Genomic DNA, 21,057 nt, shown 5'->3' on the forward strand with positions numbered 1-21,057 from the left:
GCTCACGTATTCTATGATTAAAACAAATTTTTACCGATAAATTTATTAGTTTATTTCAAGCAGCATATTTTTTAATATCTACATAAGGGGTTCCTCTTTGTACTACTGCAAAAACTCTGGCCAATAATTTATTTCTTATCACATTTATTGTGCTCCTTCTATTTTTACCTTCTTCGACTTTCTGCTCATAATATAATTTCATTTCAATATTATGTTGGATGGCTGTTTTAGCACACATATCCAGCAAACTCTTTATCTTTTTATTGGCATAGTGGCTTATCCTTGTCCTCTTTCGAATACTACTTCCTGAAGAATATGGAAATGGGGCTATTCCGCAATATGAAGCAAATTTCCGAGCATTCTTAAACTTCGTAAAACCGTTGGTATGAACGATTAAAAACAAAGCAGTTTGAGCACCTATACCTTTAATGCTGGTTATCAGTCTGTAATGCTCTTTTAGTTTAGAGCTACTATCAATGATATTCTTCATTTGACCTTCTATAGCTTTAATCTCAATTGACAAATATCGGATCAATTTCTTATGGGATTGAAAGAAAATCCTGTTTTCAACTCTACAAAACAGCCTCTGGTATTCTCCCAATGAATTTTTATAGCCTGCTCTGTGCTTTACCATTCGGTCACGAAGTGATAGTAGCCGTTTTAATTTATTAATTGCATTAGTAGGCATTTGAAACAGAGTAATTTCATCCCTGAGCCTATATGCATATAAGGCTATTTTAGTGGCATCTATTTTATCGTTCTTACCTCGGACTATTCCCAAAGACTTTTTTATTTCCAGTCCAGAGATCACTGCAAAGGAAATATTGTCTTCGGACAAAAACACGGACAACCCATGTGAATACAGTCCTGTATGTTCAAAAACAAATATCGTTTCCGTGTTTAAATAACGTGTGTTCTTTCTCACCCATTTCAGCATTTTTCCATATCCTTTCAATGTGTTTTCAAAAACGTTGAACGCCTGACTACTATGAATCCTTACATCCAAAGTCAATTTACTAATGTCGATCCCTACCGTTTCTTTAATTTTCATAATTTTATGTTTTAAGTTAATGGTTACATTGACTAAAACCTTTAATAGGTAAACGCTATGATTCTATTTGGTCCTTTGTAACCAGTTTTAAAGAACGGAGACTAATACGTGAGATAGTTCTTGTTTACTAACGGGCGTGCAAGTTCACTCCGTTCTTTTTACTACCCTTAAAATTAATAACAATTTTAAAGGGTAAGAGTCTTCCCCAGACCCCATCTTTTTAACATAATTATAAATCCCTTTTTTAATCTTTAATAAAAACAAATCTAAAGGTCTATTGGGCGTGGGCTCGCTTGTTGTTCCCAGGTATACCAGTACCACTGATACGATAAGTTGAGTTCCGCGCCTTTTTTGTTCCCATACATTTTAGGCCAAAGGGAAGTGTTTTTCCCTTTTTATGTACTCAAATCATGTTTTGGTAACCTAAATGATAATTATGGAAAAAGATGATACACTGCCAGACAGCTTTATACTGCCACATTACGCCCTTATTGCTACGCTAATTGTTTTGCTGGACAGGTCGGAGCTTTCCAGTAAGGTTAAAACACATTGTAAAACGGGGCTAAAGGTCGTGGGGGTGGTCCATGCCAATGTCTGCTACGGCTCGGGTACAAAACCGCTCTCCAAAAAGATGTTCGACAGCTTTTTTGAGGAGTTCCCTGCCATATACTTTAACAACAGAGCCTTAATTCCCGCCATTACTATTATTGAAAACATAGAACGCTGCATTAAGGCTAACAAGATAATCTGTTGTGTTGATAGCTAGAGCCAGGGCTTCTCAATATTCATCGTCCTGGCTCTATTTTGGATAAGGGGGCAAGCAGGTGCCATTAAAGGCCAGTGCAGGCATAAAATTAGCCAGCGCTTGGTTTTTGTTTGGTGCCTGTTTGATTTGCTAAAGGTACACCGCACTCTTGGTACACCTCTTAATAACTTAAACTGCAAGAATTTTTTTGGACTAACACCTGCCCTATCAGTAAAAGTCTCTGGAAGTGAAACGGACTTAAATGAACTTTCTTTGTAATTTTGTCAAGAGTTGGTTGTCCTGTATGGTTATGTTGTATATAATTAATGGCTTCTGCTATCTGGTTATAATTTATAGACTCTTGTTTGTTTATTAAAGTTCGAGTTTTATAACCCAAAAATAGAATTGATTTTACCTTAAAAAATCCAAAACTTGCTAAATACACTAACTTTTTATATGCTAAAGAATGGTTTTGTAGAAGAAGAACAGGTTCGTGAAACTCTAATCGATCCCATTTTTACTGCCTGTAAGTATAAAAAAGTGATTTAAGTAATACTCAAACCACTTTTGTTTATACGTTGTAGCTGCGGGGACTTAGGTGTGCTTTTTAATCAACAACACCCTATTCCTTTATTTGATTCTGTTCCACAGCAACTTATTTTTTCAGATGTCACTTTTTCTTCACTTCCACAACATCCGTTACCAGTCGTTTCGCAACAGCTACCTTCATCCAATTTGTCTGCATAGATTGTTACGCTATAAATTCCTGTGCCTGATTGTTTAAATTCAGCTAATTCATCCATATTTAAGTATTTCAATAATAAATCATCAGGCAAGTCAATTTTCCGCTCTTTTTTGATTTGGATATTTTTAAAACCAGCCGACTTGATAATTCCCAAATATTCTCCTTTTTCACTTGCTCCTGCAACGCAACCAGAGTAGAGTTCTACCGCTTCCAGGATTTTGTTCGGAAGCGTACCTAAGGAAATAATGTCTGAAATGCTGAAATGTCCCCCTGTTTTCAAAATTCTAAAGACTTCGTTAAATGCTTTTCGCTTGTTCGGAACAAGATTCATCACACAATTGCTTATAATAACATCTGCAACTAAATTGGGAATACCCTGCATATTCTCAATTTCTCCCAAAACAAATTCTACGTTTTGATAGCCTAACTTTTGATTGTTCTGTAAAGCACGGATAACCATTTCAGGTGTCATGTCTATTCCAATTACTTTTCCCGTTTCGCCCACAATTCTACGTGCAACAAAAACATCATTTCCTGCACCCGAACCAAGGTCGATAACCGTGTCTCCTTCGTTTATGTTTGCGATTTCTGTAGGAATTCCGCATCCCAAGGCGAAATCAGACTCCTTTTGGTAACCACCTATGTTTTCATAACTCTCTGCCATAGAATTAATAAATTCGTCTGTTGTGCAACATCCTGAGTCTGTTGAACAACAACCTACTTGTACATTCCCTTTGGCAATGTTTCCGTAAGATTTCTTAATTTTTTCTTGAATGGTGTCTATTTTCATTTTCTTGAATTTTAAACTGTTATTGATTCTGTTACTGATGAAAGTATTTTGTTGTGCTTTTCATTTTCAAGTTCGAAATGCGTTTTGTTTCCGATTCTTTCAATAACATTGGTGGTTTTTACCATTTCTTGATAAGTATCATAGCAAAGCAGTGCGTTTTTCATTGCCGAAATATTAGATTCGTCTAGTTTCTCCGTTACTACAATGTCAGCTTCCCTTGTCCAGGTTACCCGTGGAATACCTCCATCAAAAAACATAGGTTTTCCTGTGTCGATCACCGTGAAATAGGCCAGTCGTTTCCAATAATGTAACTTTTCCTTTTTCTCGAAATAAAGTCTTTTGATGATATGGTGTAAAGCGATGTGGTCGTGATGTCCACTACCTCCATGAACAGGATAGGTTATAACCACATTAGGTTGATAATGTTGCAACCATTTTAGTATTTCGGCTTCGAGATGTAATGGATTGGTTTTGGCAAGTCTGCCATCTTGATAATCTAAAATGGTCATCTCTGAAATGTTCAAAGTCTTTTGAACTTTGAGCATTTCTTTTTCTCTTATTGCTCCCATTTCTTGAACCGAAAGCCCAAGTTGGTGCCTAACCTTTGTCGCTCCTCCTTTTGTAAGTGTTAATAGAACGACTTTGTTACCTTCTTTTATCTGTTTGTCTATTGCTCCTGCTGGTCCAAAAGATTCATCATCAGGATGCGGAAAGATGTACATTATTTTCATTGCTATCTTTTTAGATTGTTTATACCAAACACGTAAAACAGTTAAATAAGACGCAAAAAAAAAAAATTTAGTAATAACTCTTTTGGTAACAATTTTTTGTTTCGGGTTGTGTTAGGCAACACTTTGTTTTGTCACAACATCCTGTTTTTGCTTTTTCAATTGTTCTCTGGTTATTTATACCTGCATACACAGCAAGTGAAGCACCTAGAGCAACCAGTGCAATGATTACGATTTTTTTCATTAATGAAAGAAATTTAAGACTCGGGCAATATTACCCTTGCCAGTAGGACGTGGAATTTAGAAAAAGACGCAAAAATTAGTCGCAATTACAATTTTTTGACTCCACTGGTTGAATATTACCATAAGTATCGCTTGGAAAATTGCAACAAGTCAATATAAGTTCCTTTAGTTTTTCTTTTCCTCGCTGAACTCTTGATTTTGCACCTGAATAGGAAATGTTAAGATGTGCTGCCAATTCTTTTTGACTAACGTTTTCAAATTCTGTTTTGGTCAATGCTTCTTGATATTTATCAGGTAGTTGTTTGACAAATGGTCTGATACAGCAATTTGCAATTGTTGAATTCAAAGATAGGCTTTCTTCTTCATTAAAGGTCAAGAATTCGTTTTCAAAATCGGTTTTCTTTGCTGCTCTTCTAAAATGGTCGTTTGTCGTATTTCGAGCAATGGCGTAAATGTAGTTTTGTATATTTTTAGCTTTTTCAATTTTGTCCGAATTGTCGATTATCTTTATAAAAACATCTTGTAAAATGTCATTGGTGATATTTTCGTCCTTTACTTTTTTTAGGATGAAGTTTTTTAATTCTTTGTGAAAATCGTTCCAAATATTCTCGGGCGTTTGATTCATTTAGGTCGTCAATTTGTTCCTTGTTCTTTCTTAAGGACGTAGAAAGTTTGAAATGGATGCATTTTTTTAAATATATTCATTAAAGGGTCTGTTTTAACACAAGTTAAAGATTAGACTTTACACTAAATTAGTTTCTAACCTTATAGATGTCTCTTTATTTCTTAATTCATATTTATCAAAGAAACCTAAAAATACGTTTCTGTAAAACACTTTCCAAATACCATTTCCAAGATTTTGGATTCCTACATATTTCCTTTTAGTGTGCTTGTTAAACAGACCCAATAATAAGACTTCCATCTAATGACTCCGTTTTGTGTTACTTTGAGAACCTTATAGTTTAGATCGTAATCAAAATGAGGTGTTTTTCCCATAGTTGTTGGTTTCCAAGGCATGGTAATTTGATTTTTATCTCAAATTACAACCTGAAAAAGTGTAAACGATGTGCCTTTAACGTATCTTAATAGCACCGAACCTTCTTAAACCACCAAACGTCCTATTTGCTATATACAGTGTTCTATGCTTTTTTTATGTTCGCGTGAAACCATTTTGATTCGGTTTCATCCATTAAATCAAGTTTCTTAGAAGTGATAAAACCTATAAGTTTATCGACTCTTATATCTGTGTATTGCGTCAAAAATTTGAGTATATGAACTAACTCTGGTTGAGATCCACCAACATAATGAACGTTAGACTTACGAGCTTTTGATAAGATGTTCTTAGCTCTCTTGATTAATAAATCAATTACAGTTTCATTACCATATTTACATAATAATTGGGTTGACATGGATTTGACATCATTGTTTCTGTTGTTTTCAAAGATATCTATAAAGAACTCCAGTTCATTAGCTCCGTTAATTGAGGCAATAGCTCCTAAGGCAGAGTTAACCGTGAATGCTTTACTACTTGTTGCTGCTACTTCTTTAATTGGTTCAAGAGATTTGATAGAGCCATGCTTACTTAAAACGCCACATATTGAGTTTAGTTCGTGAGGTTTCTTTTTGTTCAAGTTGATTAGTTCAATGCAGACGTTCTCAATTCTAGGTGAATAGGAGTCATCAAGTTTTTTGAGAAGTCCCAGCGAACTCAACTTAATTTGCCAATCTCTATCTTTTACAAGTTCGAACAAATGTTCTTTTTCATTTTCTATTTGTAAGTTGGAACGTACCAAATCACCAAGAGAAACATTTTTTACCCAACGTACTTTTTCTTTTTTGACAAAATTGATAATAAAATCAGCAATTGAATGCTCTTCAACTTTATCAGCAAGGCTTACTAAGACATGAATGATATTGATTTTTTCTTTTGTTACTTTCTCTTTACTAAGACGGTCGGTTAGTAAAGGTATAAACTCAGGGTTGTCTAGCTTTTTACTTTCAATTCTAGCTTCATACGCAATAGTTAAATCTGATTTATAAGAAACTCCTTCTGGAAGTTCAAGTCCAGGTCTTAGGTTTTCATTTTCGAGTCTTTCAAACAGATCGTCTAGGTATTCTTTATTTGTCATGATTTTTACTTCTTATTGCATAGAACGTTTATGTATAAGATTAGTTGCGTGGTTTAAGCTCCGAATAGAAAATCCTCTCGAATTTTCGTAAGTAGGTTAGCACTAGCAATTAATTTTATACGGTATTGTACACTGGGCTTTTTTTTACAAATATTAAAATCAGTCCGATAATTATGAATGGAATACTTAAAACCTGCCCCATATTAATTAACATTTCACTTTCAAAATCGACTTGATTTTCTTTAAAAAATTCGATTAAGAATCTTGCCAAAAATATCAAAACCAAAGCCACACCTAAAATCAGTCCGTTAGATTTTTCTTTTCTATTCTTATAGATTAACATTAATATTCCAAATATTATTAGATATGAAAACGCTTCGTAAAGTTGAGTTGGGTGTCTAGGTATTAAATCATCTCTTTGAAAAACAACTCCCCAGTTTCCATTTGTCGGTTTTCCATAAATTTCAGAGTTCATAAAATTTCCAAACCTTATAAAAGCTGCGACTATTGGTGCAACAATTGCTATTTTGTCTAAAACCCATAAAAAGTTTGTTTTATAATTTTTACAATAAATTCCGATTGCTATTAATACTCCCATTGTTGCTCCGTGACTCGCTAATCCTTGAAATCCGATAAATTGATATGAGTCTCCGATTTTTTTTATCGGCAGTAAAATTTCGAGTGGGTTTTCAAAATAGTATGAAGGGTCATAAAATAAGCAATGTCCAAGTCTAGCTCCCAAAACTATTCCAACAACAACATAAATAAATAGCTTTTCTAAATTCTCAATTGGTATATTTTCTTTATCGTAAATCCTTTTTTCAACATAATGAGCTAAAAGAATTCCTGTAATAAAAAATAAGCCATAATATTTTAAAGGAAAAGTCTCGGTTATCCAATAAATTACTGGGTCGAGATTCCAATTAATAATTCCATCGTTCATTCGTTATTGTAGTTTTTCAGCCTTGTGCACAACAATGTTATAATAGCAATTATATTCTATTTATTTCAAATCTAAGGGGTTTTTAATGAATTTAAAATTATTTACGGACACTTTAACTTATTTGGCTTTCTCTTTTGGGCAGTACCAGTTGAAAACTGGCACCAGCGGTTTTTACTAATTTTTAAATTTTTCAAAATCAGAATACTTATCAGGAAATTTGTATTTAATATAATTTGCAAAATCTCCTTCCTTCAGTTTTTTAAAGTCGGATTTTAAAAAAGTAGTAATGTTTGTCTTTAGTTTTTCGTAGTCATTTATTAAGTCTTTCCATATGACAATCTTATTATCAATAAAGTCAATTATTTTTACCAAATCAATCTCGTTAATTCCATAAACATTAATGTTGTTATGATGTCTTAAAACACTCGTCTCTTCATATTCTTCTTCATATTCGTGAATATTCCCGTATAAATCGATCACTCTTTTTAGCCCTTTAGGTATATCTTCTAGCTTTTCAAAAAATATATCTGGATAACCAAGTATATATCCTTTGGAGTCAATCCCTTTTAATTTTAATTCTTTTTTTAAATCAAGAGAATATATTGCAGGTATTATTTCAAGATTAACATAATCTCCTTGCATATTACTTCCACTTGACCAAAATGCTATTTCTATTTTTATACTCTTATCATTATATGTTAGCTTCGGTCTAGATTTAGCATATTTCCAACCTTTAGGAATATAGTATTGGGCTATTTCATCACAAACAGCTTTAAATATATCCTTACAAGGAGTATTCTCATTATAGTTATTTAAAATACTTTTTTCTTTCCATTTCCAATTCATCTAAATTTACATTTTTGAGGTATTACCTACAACGGTCGCGTGTTTAATAAGAATTAAAGTTAGCTAAGGTTTTGGTAAGTAGTCAAGTACTAGCAATGAATTATACACTTTGTTCGTGGTAGTTTTATTTTAATTGATTTAACCAATTGGTAATTGAATCCAGAAACCCATCACACCTTACATATTTCCAATTCTTATCTTCAAACTCATAAATAGCACCTGTTTTAGCTTGCCACATATTATGATTACAATTTGGAAAAGTTTCAATCTTCAAATCAGCTTTTGCTCTCAATGTCTTTTCGTAAAGTGTCTTTGTCTTTGTCCAATCTACAGTCATATCTTTTTCTCCAAATAAAGCAAGTACTGGAATTTTAATTTTTGATAACATCTGTTCAAAATTTTCTACATATAATGGTAGTTCAGATTCTTTGTCTAATGTTGTATTTTGTATATTTTTCTGATGTTCATAATAACTTTTTTCGCTGATTCCTCCATTAGTGATTTTTTTCCAAAATTCATTTTCTCGAAGGTTCTTAGTCTTTGATAGATAATATTTATAGCTTGCTCCACCACGAGATAATAAAATACTATTATGCCACTCATTCATAATAATCTTGATAGAGTCTTTTGACTTAATATTGATTCGTAAATTTTGTTCTAATAGATACTTGAATGTTTCGTCATCGTCAACTCCACTTACTGAAATCCAAAAGGCAATATTCTTATATTCGTCAATAACTGTTGGATTAATCCAACCAGCCCTACTAATTCCCCATAGTCCTATTTTCTTAGAACCTTTTATTTTGTTTTCTTTCAGATGTTTAATTGCTGCAATTACTTCTAAAGATTCATTTTCAATAGATCTTCCGTTTTTATAAGACCCACCACTATTTCCACAACCAATTTTGTCCCACATATAAGTAGCATAACCCGATTTTAATATAGCCATTCGAACGTCATACCACCAATTACCTTCGACGGCATTTGTTTTTCCGTCACCGTGAACAATCAATACAATTCCCTTTGGTTCCAAATCTGTTGGAAGGTTTAAAACTCCCGAAAGTTTAATACCTTCGAACTCAAAATCTAATAATTCTTGAATATTTTGACTGTAGGTGTTAATTGCGATCAAAGTAGTAAAAAGAATGTTTAAAGTTTTATTCATCTTATTTTTTCTAAAAGACAAGATTTTTCGACTTTTGTTACAATTTTTTTTAATTACCACCAACGGTGAGTATAAGAAACATAGAGTAACGGGTTAGTTCCAACTTCACGTTTATAACTAAGCCAAATATGCTATTTTGTGTTTATCTTTAATATTGAAACACCAAATTTTATATTTGGCGACATAGCGGATAAGCCCAAATCTCTCGATCAATCTTAACCTGGCCTATATTTTTTATACAGTATTGTGTGTAGTCTTATTTTTTTCGTTTTAATCTCTCAGGATAAAATACAACTTGAATTAAATTATATTCTAATTGACTAAAGTTAAAGCTTTTTTTATCTAATTTAAATGAAGAATAAGGATACCACCTTAAGTTGGTACGTAGTATCAATGCTTCCGATGTTTTTCCTGGGACAATATCCCAACCAAAGGTAATGCCTGGCTCAAAATTATTAAATGTCAAACCTTTTGTTGCATTATCTACATTTTCTGAATACTTCAATTTATCATAGGCTAAGTTTAATCCAATATATGGAGCAAATCCTGTGTAATCAGTTATGAATTTGTTTATCTCAAATGCAAAAGATGTCTTTTTAATTGTTTGTTTGGCACTATATCCTTCAGTTTCAAATTTTGGATTTCTAAATGATAATGCCGTGAATAAACCCAATTTATTAAATTGATAACCTACGGCGATGTCGTAATAATTGGTGGATGTCAATTTACCCTTTAAATAAGGAAATTTAGTTTTATTGTATTCTGAGCTTGAAAGAGAAAAGGATAGAGAAGGGCCAATAGCAATAAAGAAATCACCAAATTTGGTAGCGTTATAACCTATGCTAGATGTTCTTGGATAACTATTCCATAATTTTTTATCTTCAGGTTTTTCATTCTTACTACTTTCAAAAGAATAATTTAAGCCCAGTTGAAAGTTGAATTTTGGAGTTTCAATTTCAGAAAATATGGTTCTTGATAGAGGGTAATTCCATTTATTATCATAATTGTAGCTAAGCCCTAATCTAATCATAAAAGATTTATAACCATACATGAGCCCTGTTTCTGGAACTAATAAAAACTCTTTAGAAAGAATAGGTTGGTTTTCTTCTGGTTTGATTCTTTGCTGAAAATCTATTGCCCCCCAACTTACGCCAACATAAGGTCTTATTTTTTTCTCTCTAAAAGCCCAAGGTAAAAACCGAGCACCTGTTACGACATAGTTTGTTAGTGTAAAGTCTGTTTCATTATTCTTTTTTAAATTGAGTTGATTCACCGGAAAAGTAACATAAAACTCTGCATGTCCCCAAAAATGAAATGCCCCCCAATTTAAATACTGAGTTGACGAAGCTGAATTTTCAAAAGAAACAATTTCATTGTTTACTAATTTTTTACCTGTAAAGGATGGAGAAAAATTACTTCCTAATTCAAAATACATTTTGGCAAAATCAAGACGTTTTTTATTTTGACCTGAAGATACTTCTTGAGCAAATAGACTTACTGAACATAGCATTAATATGAAGGTAAATAATAATTTCTGTCTCATGTGTTATATTTATAAGACAAAAGTATTAGTCAAAATTATCGATGACAATCGAGAAAAAGTATGAAAATACCATAAAAACCAAATGTCATACAAAAGTATGAGTATTGATAATCAGAAACTTATAATTTAGTTAGCTGAGTAGAAGTGCAGCCAATTCAGTGCGATTTTTTACATTACACTTTTTGTAAATAGTACTTGTGTGTGTTTTCACCGTAGGAATAGAAATGTATAACTGCTCTGATATTTGTTTATATGCTTTTCCTTCGATTAAAAGTAAAGCAACTTCTTTTTCTCTTTCAGTAATGGAATAATTTTTAAAATGTTGTTCTTTGTTTTCTGAGCGTGGTTTAAATAATGATAAACGTTGAATGTCATCTATTAACTTATCTCCCGCAAGAAGAATAAAAATTAAAGGAAGTGTGAATCCAATCTTTAAGTTATAACCAATTTCTACAAAAACGTAATTACCGAGTATTGATAAAGGAATAATCACCAAAAAAATAATGGCAAAAATACGTTCTGACTTTTCTTTATGTTTTATTGATTGTTTAGGCTTAGTTATTATAATCCATATCATCGATAATATTACAGAAATAGCCAAAAAGCTCACAATAATATATTCAACATAGGCTAAGGAATTTATATAAAATGCAATACAAGTGGCCAGAAATAGTAGTATAGAATTAACAAAAAGTAACTTCTTCCAGAATCGAGGTATTTTATGCTGTCTTTCTGCCATCATATTTAATGGCGTAGTTAAAGCGACTAGAATCATTGATAGTAAAGTAAAAAGACTAGTTATCTCATTTGAATTTATACTTTCAAAGAAACTTGAAAAAGTTATAGATATAATTAAAAGTAATAATGAAAAAGTCAAAGCTATAGTTTCCCATTTTTCAAGTTTCTTATTGTAACAAATTAATTCCAAGAATATTGTAACAACTAGTATTGTGTAAGCAAATACCAATAAAATTACTTCTAAGTATTTCATTAAAATTTATGTTAGTTTGATTACACATAACGTTTAGTGTAAAATGCGTTTTAATGCATTTTTACATAGTGTTATGTACTTTTATTTAGTTTTATATTGAAATCTAAAACCGTTCATGTTTGAAATTTTGGAATCTAAATTTAATTCGGTTTTTTCTAGATAATTTTCAAGAATCGAAAGTGCTTTTACTCGATTTTCTTCTGTAGGATCTATAACTTGATTACTAAGCACTATCGGTCCGATTTTCAATGATGTATTCATCGTCCCCTTAGATTCTTTCCAATTCGGATAGATTAGTGAGAATTCTATGGTTGCCTCCAAATTTTCTCCTTTCAGGTTACCAAAAGTAATGCTATGAATCTCTAAATCTTCATATGAGTTTACGATGTAGAAAGAACCGTGAGTGTCTATTAGATCGGTTTTATCAAAAGTCTTTCCTATTAATGAATTAAAACCATATGATTTAATGGGCACTTCAATTGTAAACCCACCATAATTAATTTCGTCACTAAACTCATTTTGTTCCACTCCAATTTCAATGACATATTCAGCATATCCTTCTTCCTTCATTATCAGAAACTCAATTGTTCCAGTTTGGATATCATTTTCAGTCAATTCATATACTTTGTGAGTGCTCTCAAGTATTTCTTGAGTGAATTTTGAATATAATTCTTCTTCCATTCTATGACTTTACTTATTGTACACAATGGTTTGTATAAGAATAGTGCGGTTTTGTGTTCGAGGGTTTTCCGCAGGAAAATCAGAGAGACCAAATACGCACTAGCCTTTGAATAAGCATAAAACTAAGCATTATTTTTATACAATATGCCCGTTGCACAACTACCATGTAAATATACCGAAATTTCATATTTTGTTATATGCAAGGCGAGAAAGATTACCAAGAGAAATTATTTGCTCAATTCCTGCTCTGCGAGCATACCCTAAAGAGGTTTTTTATCGCAGGCTAAAGGAAGTTCTGGGCTTGGATTATTTATGCTCTTTAACCAAAAGCTACTACGGCAGTAGTGGCAAAAAAAGCATCAACCCCATTGTTTTCTCCAAGCTGTACTTGGGAGGCTATCAGGAAAATATCATCAGTAACAGGAACAACGAACCGTTCTAAAAACAAAAAACTCTTTAAAAAGATGCATTGGAGCTAAATTTTGTGTTTTTTAGAGTCTTTCGAAACGGCTGCCATTGTTGTGTGCCGTTTTTATTTTTCAATTCTACCATAATTTTTCAGCACCTTCAAAACCCATAATGTTTGTATACCAGCCCATTCTAATTTTGTTCCCTCACTGATACCATACCAAGTTCCCCATCGCCCATCTTCTTTTTGCCTATTAATTAGTTCTTCTATGTCAGATTCGATAGTCTTTTTGGAAAATAACGAATATAGAATGCTTTCAGAAGATGGTGCATAATTTAAACTATGCGGTTTTCCGTAAAGTCCCCAACCCTCATCAGTTTTATCCTCGTAAATTGTTCCGTTATTTGATATCCAGTTTCTTAAGTCATTGATTGTTTTTTTTGCCTCATCTTGACTTTTAGTATACCTTAAAAAGGTTAGCCATCTTGGCACACATAAATAGCAAAAAACATGTGTATCCTTTATTCTCTCAAATTCACTCCAAACAAACTCTTCTGCTTTTTTCATCCAAGGGATATCTATATCGTACTTTTCCAAAAACCCAAGTAAAGGAGCAGTAGTACTTAAAGCCGCCCATTCTTTAACTGTTTTAAAATGTCCTTCGCAGGGATAATCACTTTTTGGTTTAAACATCCAAGGCACACCTCCTTTTTCTGTCGTTATACTCTCAAAATATGGCATAAAATCTTTTAGAATGATTTCTTTGGTCAAACAACCAACTTCATCAAGCGTTTCAAGTGCCATAATACTAAACAGAGGTTGACTTTCAGGTGATGCCGTATCTGGTTCCATTCCGTGGCCAAATCCACCATCAGGGTTTCGATAAGCATAAACTGCGTGAAAAACACCATTCATATCTCCGTTTGCAAAATGAAATTCAAATAAACGTCTTTCAATCATTCTCGCATTTGTCAATATAAAATCTCTTGCTTTTAGAAAATCGTTTTTCGATAAAATCATTTTGTTTTCAAGGATGGTTAAAATTACACACAACAGTTTTGTATAACCTTCTGTTACGGGTTAATCTGCGTTAATTTTCTGTTTGGCACAGGCTTTAGCAATTCCGAATGAATTCGGACGTAGTCAAACCTGCCTTAATTGCAGATATATTGTTGTGCTTTCGTTTTTTTAATTCAGCTCTAAATCACAGTTAATCTCAATTTCGTCAATAATTGCACCTCTACTTTTATAAAAATTCTGAGCATTTTCATTCCATTTAGAGACTTGCCATTTCATTTTGTAGCAATTTTCAGATTTTCCTATTTCCATAATTTTGTCAAATAGTTTACTTCCGACACCTTGATTTCGATACTTTTCAGGAACATATAAATCATCTAAGTAGATCGCTTTTCCTGTCCAAGAGTAATAAGAGAAAAAATACGTAGCAAATCCCATGATAGTTTTTCCGTCAGTAGCTATAAGACATTTAAAATATTCTTCGTCCTTAACCATTTGTTCAGGAGTTATCTTGACTTTTTCAGGTGTTTTGATAAATTCCGCAAATTCTTTAATCAGATTATGGACATTAATAAATTCTGATGGTTTTGCTTGTCGTATTTTAATTTCCATTTAATTTTTTAATTTCCTCTAAATAATCGCTAACAATAAAACAAAGGATATATGTCCTTTATATGCTATACGGTTTATCTACAAATTTAAGGGGTTTCTCTCTAACTTAAAATTATTTATAAGAGCTTCTAGACCTATTACTTTTAGTCAGTATTAGTTATAAACTGGCTTTAATGGAGGATTTTTTATTAATCATAATTTTTCCTTAAGCAGTTGCCAAAAGCATCAACTAACATAAGTTATGGCAAAAGACAAACCTTAACGATCTCTCTTCTGAAGCAAAAATAATTCAAATAATGAATTATAAATCACACTGTTTTCCGTGAAAATGTTTTTAGAAATCGATTTGGAATTACCAACAATTAAACACTACAAAACATTCATTATGAGATAATTAAAAAATAAAATATTAACTTTGAAGCACTGGGATAGTGCTTTTCATAGGACACTTTGTTATGTGTAGTTTTTATTTAAATGGAAATTTACTAAAGTTATCTTTATCTTCATTAATTTCTCTTAGGGCAATTATTTTATTTTTGGCATTGGTGTCATCAAAGAATCCACGAATAATTTTAGTTCTTTCTAAGCTTTTTTCAATGTTAATGTTTTCACTTAGAAAAAAAAATTCATTCAAAGCCGTCATGTCAAAATCGAATTTATTACTCCATTTATATAACTCATTCCAATCTGCTTCGGTTTCTTTAAAATTGTTTACTAAAACAAACCACGTAATTCCTTTATTATGAAATCCACTTTTATCCTTTTGTAAAAGAATTTCAAATTCTAGTCCATTTTGGGATTCTTTAAACCCTTCTTTTGGATAATTAAGGAGGTCATAAATCTTTTTGTTCTTTTCATTGTCAAACCCCATTCTGTCACTGCCTCTAATTTTAGAAATTTCTTTCTGAACACTATTCTTATTATTTATTTTTTTTTGAGAAAAGTTGCAGTTTGTTAATGATAGAGATAGAATTAAAATAATTAGTTTAGTTTTCATAGTAATATTTCGCTTATTATGGGTTTCTCAAATTAGACACAACAAAGGAATAAATGTACTGGTACATTTATATCCATTATATTTTCACAAATCTAAAGGATTTTTAATGGATTTAAAATTATCCTTTTCTAATTTGAAGTCCAATAATTCTTTAGGAGTTATTTAAGCCCTTAAAGATTTTAATTAAAGTACGAGGTAATATTGGTTTTTCCCTTTCCGTCCAACGGGCGGGGGTTTAATTCATTTGTAATTATTTACAGATGTTTAACGTATTAGCGAAGAACTACTCTTGGCTGGTACCAGTTGCAAACTGGCACCAGCAGGGAAGATGGTTTTACTCAAATTCAATCTTGTCTTTATCGTAATAATAAACTGTCTGTCCGTGTTCATCGTCCCAAGTTCTAAAGAATATTGTAATCGGTTCATTTTCCTCAATAGGAACAATTATACTACTCGTTTTTACAAAAAAATATAGTTGTTCTTTTTTATTCAAATAAGGTAACTCATAATCTTCTTTCACATAATTATACGATTCCCAAAATTTATTAATTAGAAACTTATTTATCTCAAATCTGTTTGACTCCATTTGTTGAACTCTTTTAATTTGTTGAACAGATACTTTTGTGCCGACGGGAGATATTTCTATTCTTGCATGTTCAAAGTTTAAGCACATTAAACCTGTATTAATTGTAGCTTCATAAAGCTCGAATGCTGGATTATAAAAGAAGTTTGATGGAAAGTGATAATTTGTCCAATGATTATTTATAGGAATAGACGGTGGAAGATAATATTTTGTTATTTGACAGTTATATCTCTTGTAAAGAGCAGCTAGTTCATCAATTGACTCACTTGAAACATATAGAATTTGGTTTTCGATACTTTTTGCTAATCTATTTCTAAAATCAACATTTAAACCACCTATTATTTCCTCTTTATTTTCTATTATAATTGCAATATCAAAAAACGAATTTTTACGGTTTGGGAAAACATTATTTGAGTCAACCTGAATCAAGTTTTCAAGCTCACTTATATTCGAAGACCTTACAATCAGTTCATAAGTCTCATTTATTTCTCCTTTTGAATTTAAAATTGAATTATTAATCGTCATGTTGTCTTGGACTCTTAGTAATTCTGATGTATTAGACTTATCTGTAAATATGTAGTCAAAACGATTAACTTCTCGATAGTAAATTCGAAATTTGTCTATTTCAAATTTACTTAAATAATCAGTTATTGTCATTTTCTCTATTGGTTTTTAATGTTCGTTAAGGTCATAGTTTACACAAGTTAAGGATTAAACTTTACACTAAATTAGTTTCTAACCTTATATTTGATTCTTTATTTATTAACTCCCTTTCATTAAAGAAACCTAAAAATACATGTCTAAAAAATACTTTCCAAATACCATTACCAAGATCTTCAACCCCTACGTATTTTCCTTTTAAAGCCATGGTTAAATAATCAAAGTGTTGTATTGTTCCAGGAAAAGGTCTTATAGAAAAGTTATGTGCCTGAGTACCAGTTGCAAACTGGCACCAGCGGTTATTGCTCAGAAATTCGCATATAACAATTTGTTTTTCAAACTACTAAGTTCTTGTATTTCATTTCTCAAATGACTACCAACGTTTCTTGTGTGTTGCGTTTGCCTGCCGAAGGAGGCATATGCAATGTACAAATTGTTCTGCTTAGTGTTTTTTATCCGCTCCTAATTCCAGAGTGACGACCAAGAATTTGAGTTGATCACATATAGGATGCCGAGCAAGTTATACACAAAATATTGTAGATTACTGGACTTTTTGCGCAGTCTGACGGTTCGTGTAAGGATAGTTGCGCGATTAAGTAACTAACTTAGCAAAAATAGAACGAACCAAGCAATTATTTTTACACGGCTTTGTTAATAACTGGCTATTTCGATATTTTCTTCATGAATGCTCTTATTTTATTGATAATTTCATTTCCATCTTCTTCTAAAGCAAAATGTCCCGTGTTATAAATATTATAATCTATATTTTTTACATCTTTTTTAAAAGCTTCTGCTCCACTTTCAGGAAAGAATGCATCGTTCTTACCCCAAACAATCAATAGAGGTGGCTGATTATTTCTTAAATATTGTTGCCATTTCGGATATAATTTTAAGTTATTTTGGTAGTCATAGAATAAATCAAGGTTTACGGCATGAGCATTGGGTCTAGATAGTCTTAAGTAATCTAAATGCCATGTGTCAGGATTTACACTTTCGGGGTCTCTGGTTCCATGTGTATATTGCCACTTTAAGCCTTCTAAAGAGAAAACTGGCAACAGTGCATTTTCTGTTTGCTCATTTCTATTAGCCCAAAAAGCTCTAATGTCTTCCCAAGCTTCTCCAAGCCCTTCTTCATAAGCATTACCGTTTTGATTAATTATTGCAGTTACTCTTTCTGGATGTGCCGTAGCTATCCTAAAACCAATTGGCGCTCCATAATCTTGAATCATTAAGGCATAGGTATAGATTTCTTTTAATTTTAAAAATGAATTTATTGTTTCTGCAATATTATCAAAAGTGTATTCATAATCTTTTGCAGAAGGAAAATCACTATTTCCAAAACCAGGATAATCTGGCGCTATCAGATGAAATTCATCAGAAAGTTGATTTAATACTTTTCTATATTGATGAGAAGACGATGGAAAACCATGTAGAAGAACTAGTGTTGGGTTTTTGCTATCTCCAGCTTCTCTATAAGCTATTTTTACACCATCAACACTTAATGTTTTGTAGTAAACTGGATTTGTTTGCTTTTGGCTTGAATGCGTGTTTTCATCCTTTAATGTGTTCGGTTTTTCTTGACAAGATACTATTAGCATCAAGGCAAATAGATAAATAAGTTTAAAGTTCTTCATTGTAATATGTATTTAAAGTTTTCTTTCAGATTCTTTTATTTCTAGGTCGTTAATGCTTGCGTAACGCTTAAGCATTAATCCGTTTTCATCAAATTCCCAATTTTCATTACCATAAGCCCTATACCATATGCCTTCTTTGTTTTTATATTCGTATTCAAATCTTACGGTAATTCTATTATCGAGAAAAGCCCATAACTCTTTTTGAAGTTTGTAGTCTAATTCATTTTGCCACTTGTTTTTTAAAAATTCTTGTACTTCTTGCCGACCATTAATAAATTGATTTCGGTTACGCCATTCTGTATCTTCTGTGCAAGCCATAGACACAGTAATAGGGTCTTTGCTATTCCATGCGTCTTCCGCCATTTGAACTTTTTGTTCGGCTGTTTCCTTGTTGAAAGGTGGTAGTGGGTATTTTTTCATGATTGTAATTTATTACCGAACATTCGGTAAAATTAATAAATAAATTTTTATTGATTAATATAATTTTGTTCAATATTTTTTAACGCATTTTCGAAAATTGAAATATCTCCTAATCCTTTGGTCACTATTAAACTACCTTGAATTTCAATTAATACTTGTAAAGCTTTTTGTTCAGCTTCTTTGTGATTTAACTGAAACGCCGTTCCAATTTCCCTAAAAGTGGAAAGCCATTCGTTCATTCCGTTTTTTATTTGCTCCTCAAATAGTTCAACACCTGTTTGCATAGATAGAGCCCGAAAAATGCAGGTTTCTTTTCCGTCATTATATAGAGTTCGAATTTTTTCTAACCCTTTTTTTAATCTTATTTGAGGCTCAATATCATCATCCAAAAGAGACTGAAATACATTATTGCTAACCCATTCGTCTAAATGATTTAAAACGGCATCAGCCATTTCTTGCTTTCCATTTGGGAATCTGTGATACAGACTAGCTTTTTTTAAACCTGTTGCTTCAGATAATTCTTTTAAGCTTGCTCCTTCATATCCTTTAGAACGAAAAACTTTAGTCAACCCTTTTAAGATTTCAATATCTAATACTTTCTGTGGTCTCATGGTGCAAATATAGGTGAAAATATGCAATTACCAAACGTTCGGTAAAAATTTGTTTCCAGAATATGTCTCCTTTGTTAAATTTCCCATTATACCAAATGAGGTTCATCCTATCTCCATGCCCATATTTTTTATAAGTCTCTTGCAAATCTTCATTTCCCCATTTTGCTATAATATTCTTACCTGTTCGAGGTAAATCAAATAAAAAAGTAGCTAAAGTGTCTTTCTCTTTCATTTCTTTAATATCAGATTCTTTGTCTTTAAAGAAATCATCATAAACATTTGGATATGACCTTCAAAAGCTCCCGTAATTCTTAAGTATCCACTTTTTATATCAATGATATCTAACGCATAACGAATGTTATTCTGGTTAAAATCATTGATAGCATCATCTAATTGATAGTGAGTTGGTCAAATGTTAGTAAAGAGACATAGTTTACATTTTTGTAAATATTTGAGCACAATAAAGAAACCGATAGTTACACATGTCCCCAAGGAAAAAACATCCCCTTTAAAAAGGTGTTCACAGAGAAAAAGAACCATGCCAAAAAGAAGGAATATAGGGGCTCAAAACAAGTTTGTATAGATTGCCCTATAAGAACGCGATGTTTAGGCAGATCAGCACAGGAAAAGAAATTTACCGTTACTTTTTATCGCGAAGCATACAAGCGCAATAATGCTCGGGTAAACAGTCCGCAAGGGCGTTATATGAAGTCCAAACGGCAGAGTACGGTAGAACTCATATTGGGAACGCTCACACAGTTTATGGGCCTTAGAAAGAATCAATACCATTGGGATACAACAAGCCAATAAGGTGATGCTCCACTCGGCTATGGCCTATAACCTCAAGAAATACCTGAAATTTATCTCGAAGACCATAAAAAGTGGTGCCAAAGCCCAGAGGGTCTTTAAATTACCTGAAAGCCTCACAACTAGACTTGAAATAAGGCTCTTAACAGCCTTATAGTTTTTACGGTAAATTAACCTCACTCAAAACAAAAGCCCCTAAATGGAGCTTTTGAGTTAAAGATTATTGTTTTTTTAGTGCCTTGCGCAACGGTTATCCTTGTTGTGTGCCATTTATTTTTCTATTGTTCTGCACCTTTTTCTGCAAATCCTAGGATGTAGCCGTTATTATCGGTTAGGTAGAATTCTCGCATTCCATACCAAGCTGTTTTTAGTTTAGTTGGATTCAGTCCTTTGCTTTTGATCTGTTTATAAAAGTTGTCAACGCCTTCAATTTCCATATAGAATGAAACACTCGCTGACATTGAAAGGTCTTTGGCAAAAAGAACATCTCTTTTGAAACTTTCAGTTTTTTGAAACATCATTTCTACATTGTCTTTGCTAACTAATGCGTAAATATATTCTTTATCATCAGTAAATGATTGTTCAATTCCGTCTTGTGTCTCGGGAACAGCCATTACAAGTATAAACCCTAAAACAGATTGATAAAACTCTACAGTTTTTCTAATGTTTTTTACCTCAAAGTTAGGCGTTAATTTATTCACTTTCAT

25 protein-coding genes are annotated in these 21,057 nt (G+C 32.2%); 2 read left to right on the forward strand and 23 right to left on the reverse strand.

What is annotated here, in order from left to right; translation table 11 throughout:
• Window positions 1-55: 55 nt before the first annotated feature.
• Window positions 56-1,051, reverse strand: a complete 996-nt coding sequence (locus tag HHX25_RS18960) for an IS110 family RNA-guided transposase (RefSeq protein ID WP_169670953.1) — start codon at window positions 1,049-1,051, stop codon at window positions 56-58.
• A 436-nt stretch (window positions 1,052-1,487) separates the two neighbouring features.
• On the opposite strand from HHX25_RS18960, the gene HHX25_RS18965 reads away from it, so the two are divergent.
• On the forward strand, window positions 1,488-1,817 hold the full coding sequence (locus HHX25_RS18965) for a hypothetical protein (RefSeq protein WP_169676717.1): 330 nt from the start codon (window positions 1,488-1,490) through the stop codon (window positions 1,815-1,817).
• A gap of 590 nt (window positions 1,818-2,407) precedes the next feature.
• Here the strand turns inward: HHX25_RS18965 and arsM are convergent.
• The 21 genes from arsM to HHX25_RS19065 all read right to left on the reverse strand — a co-directional run bounded on the left by arsM (window position 2,408) and on the right by HHX25_RS19065 (window position 19,775).
• Window positions 2,408-3,331: an arsenite methyltransferase gene (arsM, locus tag HHX25_RS18970; RefSeq protein WP_169676719.1), complete on the reverse strand. Its 924-nt coding sequence runs from the start codon at window positions 3,329-3,331 to the stop codon at window positions 2,408-2,410.
• A gap of 11 nt (window positions 3,332-3,342) precedes the next feature.
• Entirely contained in the window at window positions 3,343-4,062 is a 720-nt protein-coding gene (locus tag HHX25_RS18975) for a PIG-L deacetylase family protein (RefSeq protein WP_169676721.1), read from the reverse strand.
• A gap of 316 nt (window positions 4,063-4,378) precedes the next feature.
• Entirely contained in the window at window positions 4,379-4,927 is a 549-nt protein-coding gene (gene sigZ, locus HHX25_RS18980) for an RNA polymerase sigma factor SigZ (RefSeq protein ID WP_169676723.1), read from the reverse strand.
• Window positions 4,928-5,044: 117 nt separating this feature from the next.
• Window positions 5,045-5,224: a hypothetical protein gene (locus HHX25_RS18985; protein WP_169676724.1), complete on the reverse strand. Its 180-nt coding sequence runs from the start codon at window positions 5,222-5,224 to the stop codon at window positions 5,045-5,047.
• Window positions 5,225-5,441: 217 nt separating this feature from the next.
• Entirely contained in the window at window positions 5,442-6,431 is a 990-nt protein-coding gene (locus HHX25_RS18990; RefSeq protein ID WP_169676726.1) for a hypothetical protein, read from the reverse strand.
• A 115-nt stretch (window positions 6,432-6,546) separates the two neighbouring features.
• Complete coding sequence (lgt, locus tag HHX25_RS18995; RefSeq protein ID WP_169676728.1) at window positions 6,547-7,374, reverse strand: prolipoprotein diacylglyceryl transferase; 828 nt, start codon at window positions 7,372-7,374, stop codon at window positions 6,547-6,549.
• Between the two features lie 174 nt (window positions 7,375-7,548).
• The gene (locus HHX25_RS19000; RefSeq protein ID WP_169676730.1) at window positions 7,549-8,220 is read right to left on the reverse strand and encodes a hypothetical protein; all 672 of its coding nucleotides are present in this window, start codon (window positions 8,218-8,220) and stop codon (window positions 7,549-7,551) included.
• Between the two features lie 124 nt (window positions 8,221-8,344).
• Entirely contained in the window at window positions 8,345-9,385 is a 1,041-nt protein-coding gene (locus HHX25_RS19005; protein WP_169676732.1) for an alpha/beta hydrolase family protein, read from the reverse strand.
• A gap of 256 nt (window positions 9,386-9,641) precedes the next feature.
• A complete protein-coding gene (locus HHX25_RS19010; RefSeq protein ID WP_169676734.1) occupies window positions 9,642-10,928 on the reverse strand; it encodes a hypothetical protein in 1,287 nt (428 codons plus the stop codon).
• 130 nt (window positions 10,929-11,058) lie between these two features.
• Window positions 11,059-11,919: a response regulator transcription factor gene (locus HHX25_RS19015; RefSeq protein ID WP_205958074.1), complete on the reverse strand. Its 861-nt coding sequence runs from the start codon at window positions 11,917-11,919 to the stop codon at window positions 11,059-11,061.
• An 81-nt stretch (window positions 11,920-12,000) separates the two neighbouring features.
• A complete protein-coding gene (locus HHX25_RS19020; RefSeq protein ID WP_169676735.1) occupies window positions 12,001-12,489 on the reverse strand; it encodes a hypothetical protein in 489 nt (162 codons plus the stop codon).
• Between the two features lie 430 nt (window positions 12,490-12,919).
• The gene (locus tag HHX25_RS21380; RefSeq protein ID WP_262888898.1) at window positions 12,920-13,048 is read right to left on the reverse strand and encodes a hypothetical protein; all 129 of its coding nucleotides are present in this window, start codon (window positions 13,046-13,048) and stop codon (window positions 12,920-12,922) included.
• A gap of 84 nt (window positions 13,049-13,132) precedes the next feature.
• Window positions 13,133-14,029, reverse strand: coding sequence for a hypothetical protein (locus HHX25_RS19025; protein WP_169676737.1), 897 nt, complete (start codon window positions 14,027-14,029; stop codon window positions 13,133-13,135).
• 168 nt (window positions 14,030-14,197) lie between these two features.
• On the reverse strand, window positions 14,198-14,638 hold the full coding sequence (locus tag HHX25_RS19030; RefSeq protein WP_169676739.1) for a GNAT family N-acetyltransferase: 441 nt from the start codon (window positions 14,636-14,638) through the stop codon (window positions 14,198-14,200).
• A gap of 466 nt (window positions 14,639-15,104) precedes the next feature.
• The gene (locus HHX25_RS19035; protein ID WP_169676741.1) at window positions 15,105-15,635 is read right to left on the reverse strand and encodes a hypothetical protein; all 531 of its coding nucleotides are present in this window, start codon (window positions 15,633-15,635) and stop codon (window positions 15,105-15,107) included.
• 334 nt (window positions 15,636-15,969) lie between these two features.
• A complete protein-coding gene (locus tag HHX25_RS19040) occupies window positions 15,970-16,875 on the reverse strand; it encodes a hypothetical protein (RefSeq protein WP_169676744.1) in 906 nt (301 codons plus the stop codon).
• 61 nt (window positions 16,876-16,936) lie between these two features.
• The gene (locus tag HHX25_RS19045; protein ID WP_169676746.1) at window positions 16,937-17,086 is read right to left on the reverse strand and encodes a hypothetical protein; all 150 of its coding nucleotides are present in this window, start codon (window positions 17,084-17,086) and stop codon (window positions 16,937-16,939) included.
• 454 nt (window positions 17,087-17,540) lie between these two features.
• Window positions 17,541-18,512, reverse strand: coding sequence for an alpha/beta fold hydrolase (locus HHX25_RS19050; RefSeq protein ID WP_169676748.1), 972 nt, complete (start codon window positions 18,510-18,512; stop codon window positions 17,541-17,543).
• A gap of 12 nt (window positions 18,513-18,524) precedes the next feature.
• The gene (locus HHX25_RS19055; RefSeq protein WP_169676750.1) at window positions 18,525-18,932 is read right to left on the reverse strand and encodes a nuclear transport factor 2 family protein; all 408 of its coding nucleotides are present in this window, start codon (window positions 18,930-18,932) and stop codon (window positions 18,525-18,527) included.
• Window positions 18,933-18,979: 47 nt separating this feature from the next.
• The gene (locus HHX25_RS19060; protein WP_169676752.1) at window positions 18,980-19,543 is read right to left on the reverse strand and encodes a TetR/AcrR family transcriptional regulator; all 564 of its coding nucleotides are present in this window, start codon (window positions 19,541-19,543) and stop codon (window positions 18,980-18,982) included.
• The gene (locus tag HHX25_RS19065; protein WP_169676753.1) at window positions 19,515-19,775 is read right to left on the reverse strand and encodes a hypothetical protein; all 261 of its coding nucleotides are present in this window, start codon (window positions 19,773-19,775) and stop codon (window positions 19,515-19,517) included. The genes HHX25_RS19060 and HHX25_RS19065 overlap by 29 nt, the downstream gene beginning before the upstream one ends.
• 284 nt (window positions 19,776-20,059) lie before the next feature.
• On the opposite strand from HHX25_RS19065, the gene HHX25_RS21120 reads away from it, so the two are divergent.
• Complete coding sequence (locus HHX25_RS21120; RefSeq protein WP_317169111.1) at window positions 20,060-20,353, forward strand: transposase; 294 nt, start codon at window positions 20,060-20,062, stop codon at window positions 20,351-20,353.
• Between the two features lie 275 nt (window positions 20,354-20,628).
• Here HHX25_RS21120 and HHX25_RS19075 read toward each other — a convergent pair whose 3' ends face one another.
• Window positions 20,629-21,057, reverse strand: a complete 429-nt coding sequence (locus HHX25_RS19075; RefSeq protein WP_169676754.1) for a VOC family protein — start codon at window positions 21,055-21,057, stop codon at window positions 20,629-20,631.

Origin of the sequence: Flavivirga algicola (assembly GCF_012910715.1) — a bacterium.
In the GTDB taxonomy this organism is placed as follows: Bacteria; Bacteroidota; Bacteroidia; order Flavobacteriales; family Flavobacteriaceae; genus Flavivirga; species Flavivirga algicola.

Coding starts and splice junctions, on each gene's coding strand:
- HHX25_RS18960 (WP_169670953.1), bottom strand. CDS start 1,051: ATGAAAATTAAAGAAACGGTAGGGATCGACATTAGTAAATTGACTTTG.
- HHX25_RS18965 (WP_169676717.1), top strand. CDS start 1,488: ATGGAAAAAGATGATACACTGCCAGACAGCTTTATACTGCCACATTAC.
- arsM (WP_169676719.1), bottom strand. CDS start 3,331: ATGAAAATAGACACCATTCAAGAAAAAATTAAGAAATCTTACGGAAAC.
- HHX25_RS18975 (WP_169676721.1), bottom strand. CDS start 4,062: ATGAAAATAATGTACATCTTTCCGCATCCTGATGATGAATCTTTTGGA.
- sigZ (WP_169676723.1), bottom strand. CDS start 4,927: ATGAATCAAACGCCCGAGAATATTTGGAACGATTTTCACAAAGAATTA.
- HHX25_RS18985 (WP_169676724.1), bottom strand. CDS start 5,224: ATGGAAGTCTTATTATTGGGTCTGTTTAACAAGCACACTAAAAGGAAA.
- HHX25_RS18990 (WP_169676726.1), bottom strand. CDS start 6,431: ATGACAAATAAAGAATACCTAGACGATCTGTTTGAAAGACTCGAAAAT.
- lgt (WP_169676728.1), bottom strand. CDS start 7,374: ATGAACGATGGAATTATTAATTGGAATCTCGACCCAGTAATTTATTGG.
- HHX25_RS19000 (WP_169676730.1), bottom strand. CDS start 8,220: ATGAATTGGAAATGGAAAGAAAAAAGTATTTTAAATAACTATAATGAG.
- HHX25_RS19005 (WP_169676732.1), bottom strand. CDS start 9,385: ATGAATAAAACTTTAAACATTCTTTTTACTACTTTGATCGCAATTAAC.
- HHX25_RS19010 (WP_169676734.1), bottom strand. CDS start 10,928: ATGAGACAGAAATTATTATTTACCTTCATATTAATGCTATGTTCAGTA.
- HHX25_RS19015 (WP_205958074.1), bottom strand. CDS start 11,919: ATGAAATACTTAGAAGTAATTTTATTGGTATTTGCTTACACAATACTA.
- HHX25_RS19020 (WP_169676735.1), bottom strand. CDS start 12,489: ATGAAGGAAGAAGGATATGCTGAATATGTCATTGAAATTGGAGTGGAA.
- HHX25_RS19025 (WP_169676737.1), bottom strand. CDS start 14,029: ATGATTTTATCGAAAAACGATTTTCTAAAAGCAAGAGATTTTATATTG.
- HHX25_RS19030 (WP_169676739.1), bottom strand. CDS start 14,638: ATGGAAATTAAAATACGACAAGCAAAACCATCAGAATTTATTAATGTC.
- HHX25_RS19035 (WP_169676741.1), bottom strand. CDS start 15,635: ATGAAAACTAAACTAATTATTTTAATTCTATCTCTATCATTAACAAAC.
- HHX25_RS19040 (WP_169676744.1), bottom strand. CDS start 16,875: ATGACAATAACTGATTATTTAAGTAAATTTGAAATAGACAAATTTCGA.
- HHX25_RS19045 (WP_169676746.1), bottom strand. CDS start 17,086: ATGGCTTTAAAAGGAAAATACGTAGGGGTTGAAGATCTTGGTAATGGT.
- HHX25_RS19050 (WP_169676748.1), bottom strand. CDS start 18,512: ATGAAGAACTTTAAACTTATTTATCTATTTGCCTTGATGCTAATAGTA.
- HHX25_RS19055 (WP_169676750.1), bottom strand. CDS start 18,932: ATGAAAAAATACCCACTACCACCTTTCAACAAGGAAACAGCCGAACAA.
- HHX25_RS19060 (WP_169676752.1), bottom strand. CDS start 19,543: ATGAGACCACAGAAAGTATTAGATATTGAAATCTTAAAAGGGTTGACT.
- HHX25_RS19065 (WP_169676753.1), bottom strand. CDS start 19,775: ATGAAAGAGAAAGACACTTTAGCTACTTTTTTATTTGATTTACCTCGA.
- HHX25_RS19075 (WP_169676754.1), bottom strand. CDS start 21,057: ATGAAAGTGAATAAATTAACGCCTAACTTTGAGGTAAAAAACATTAGA.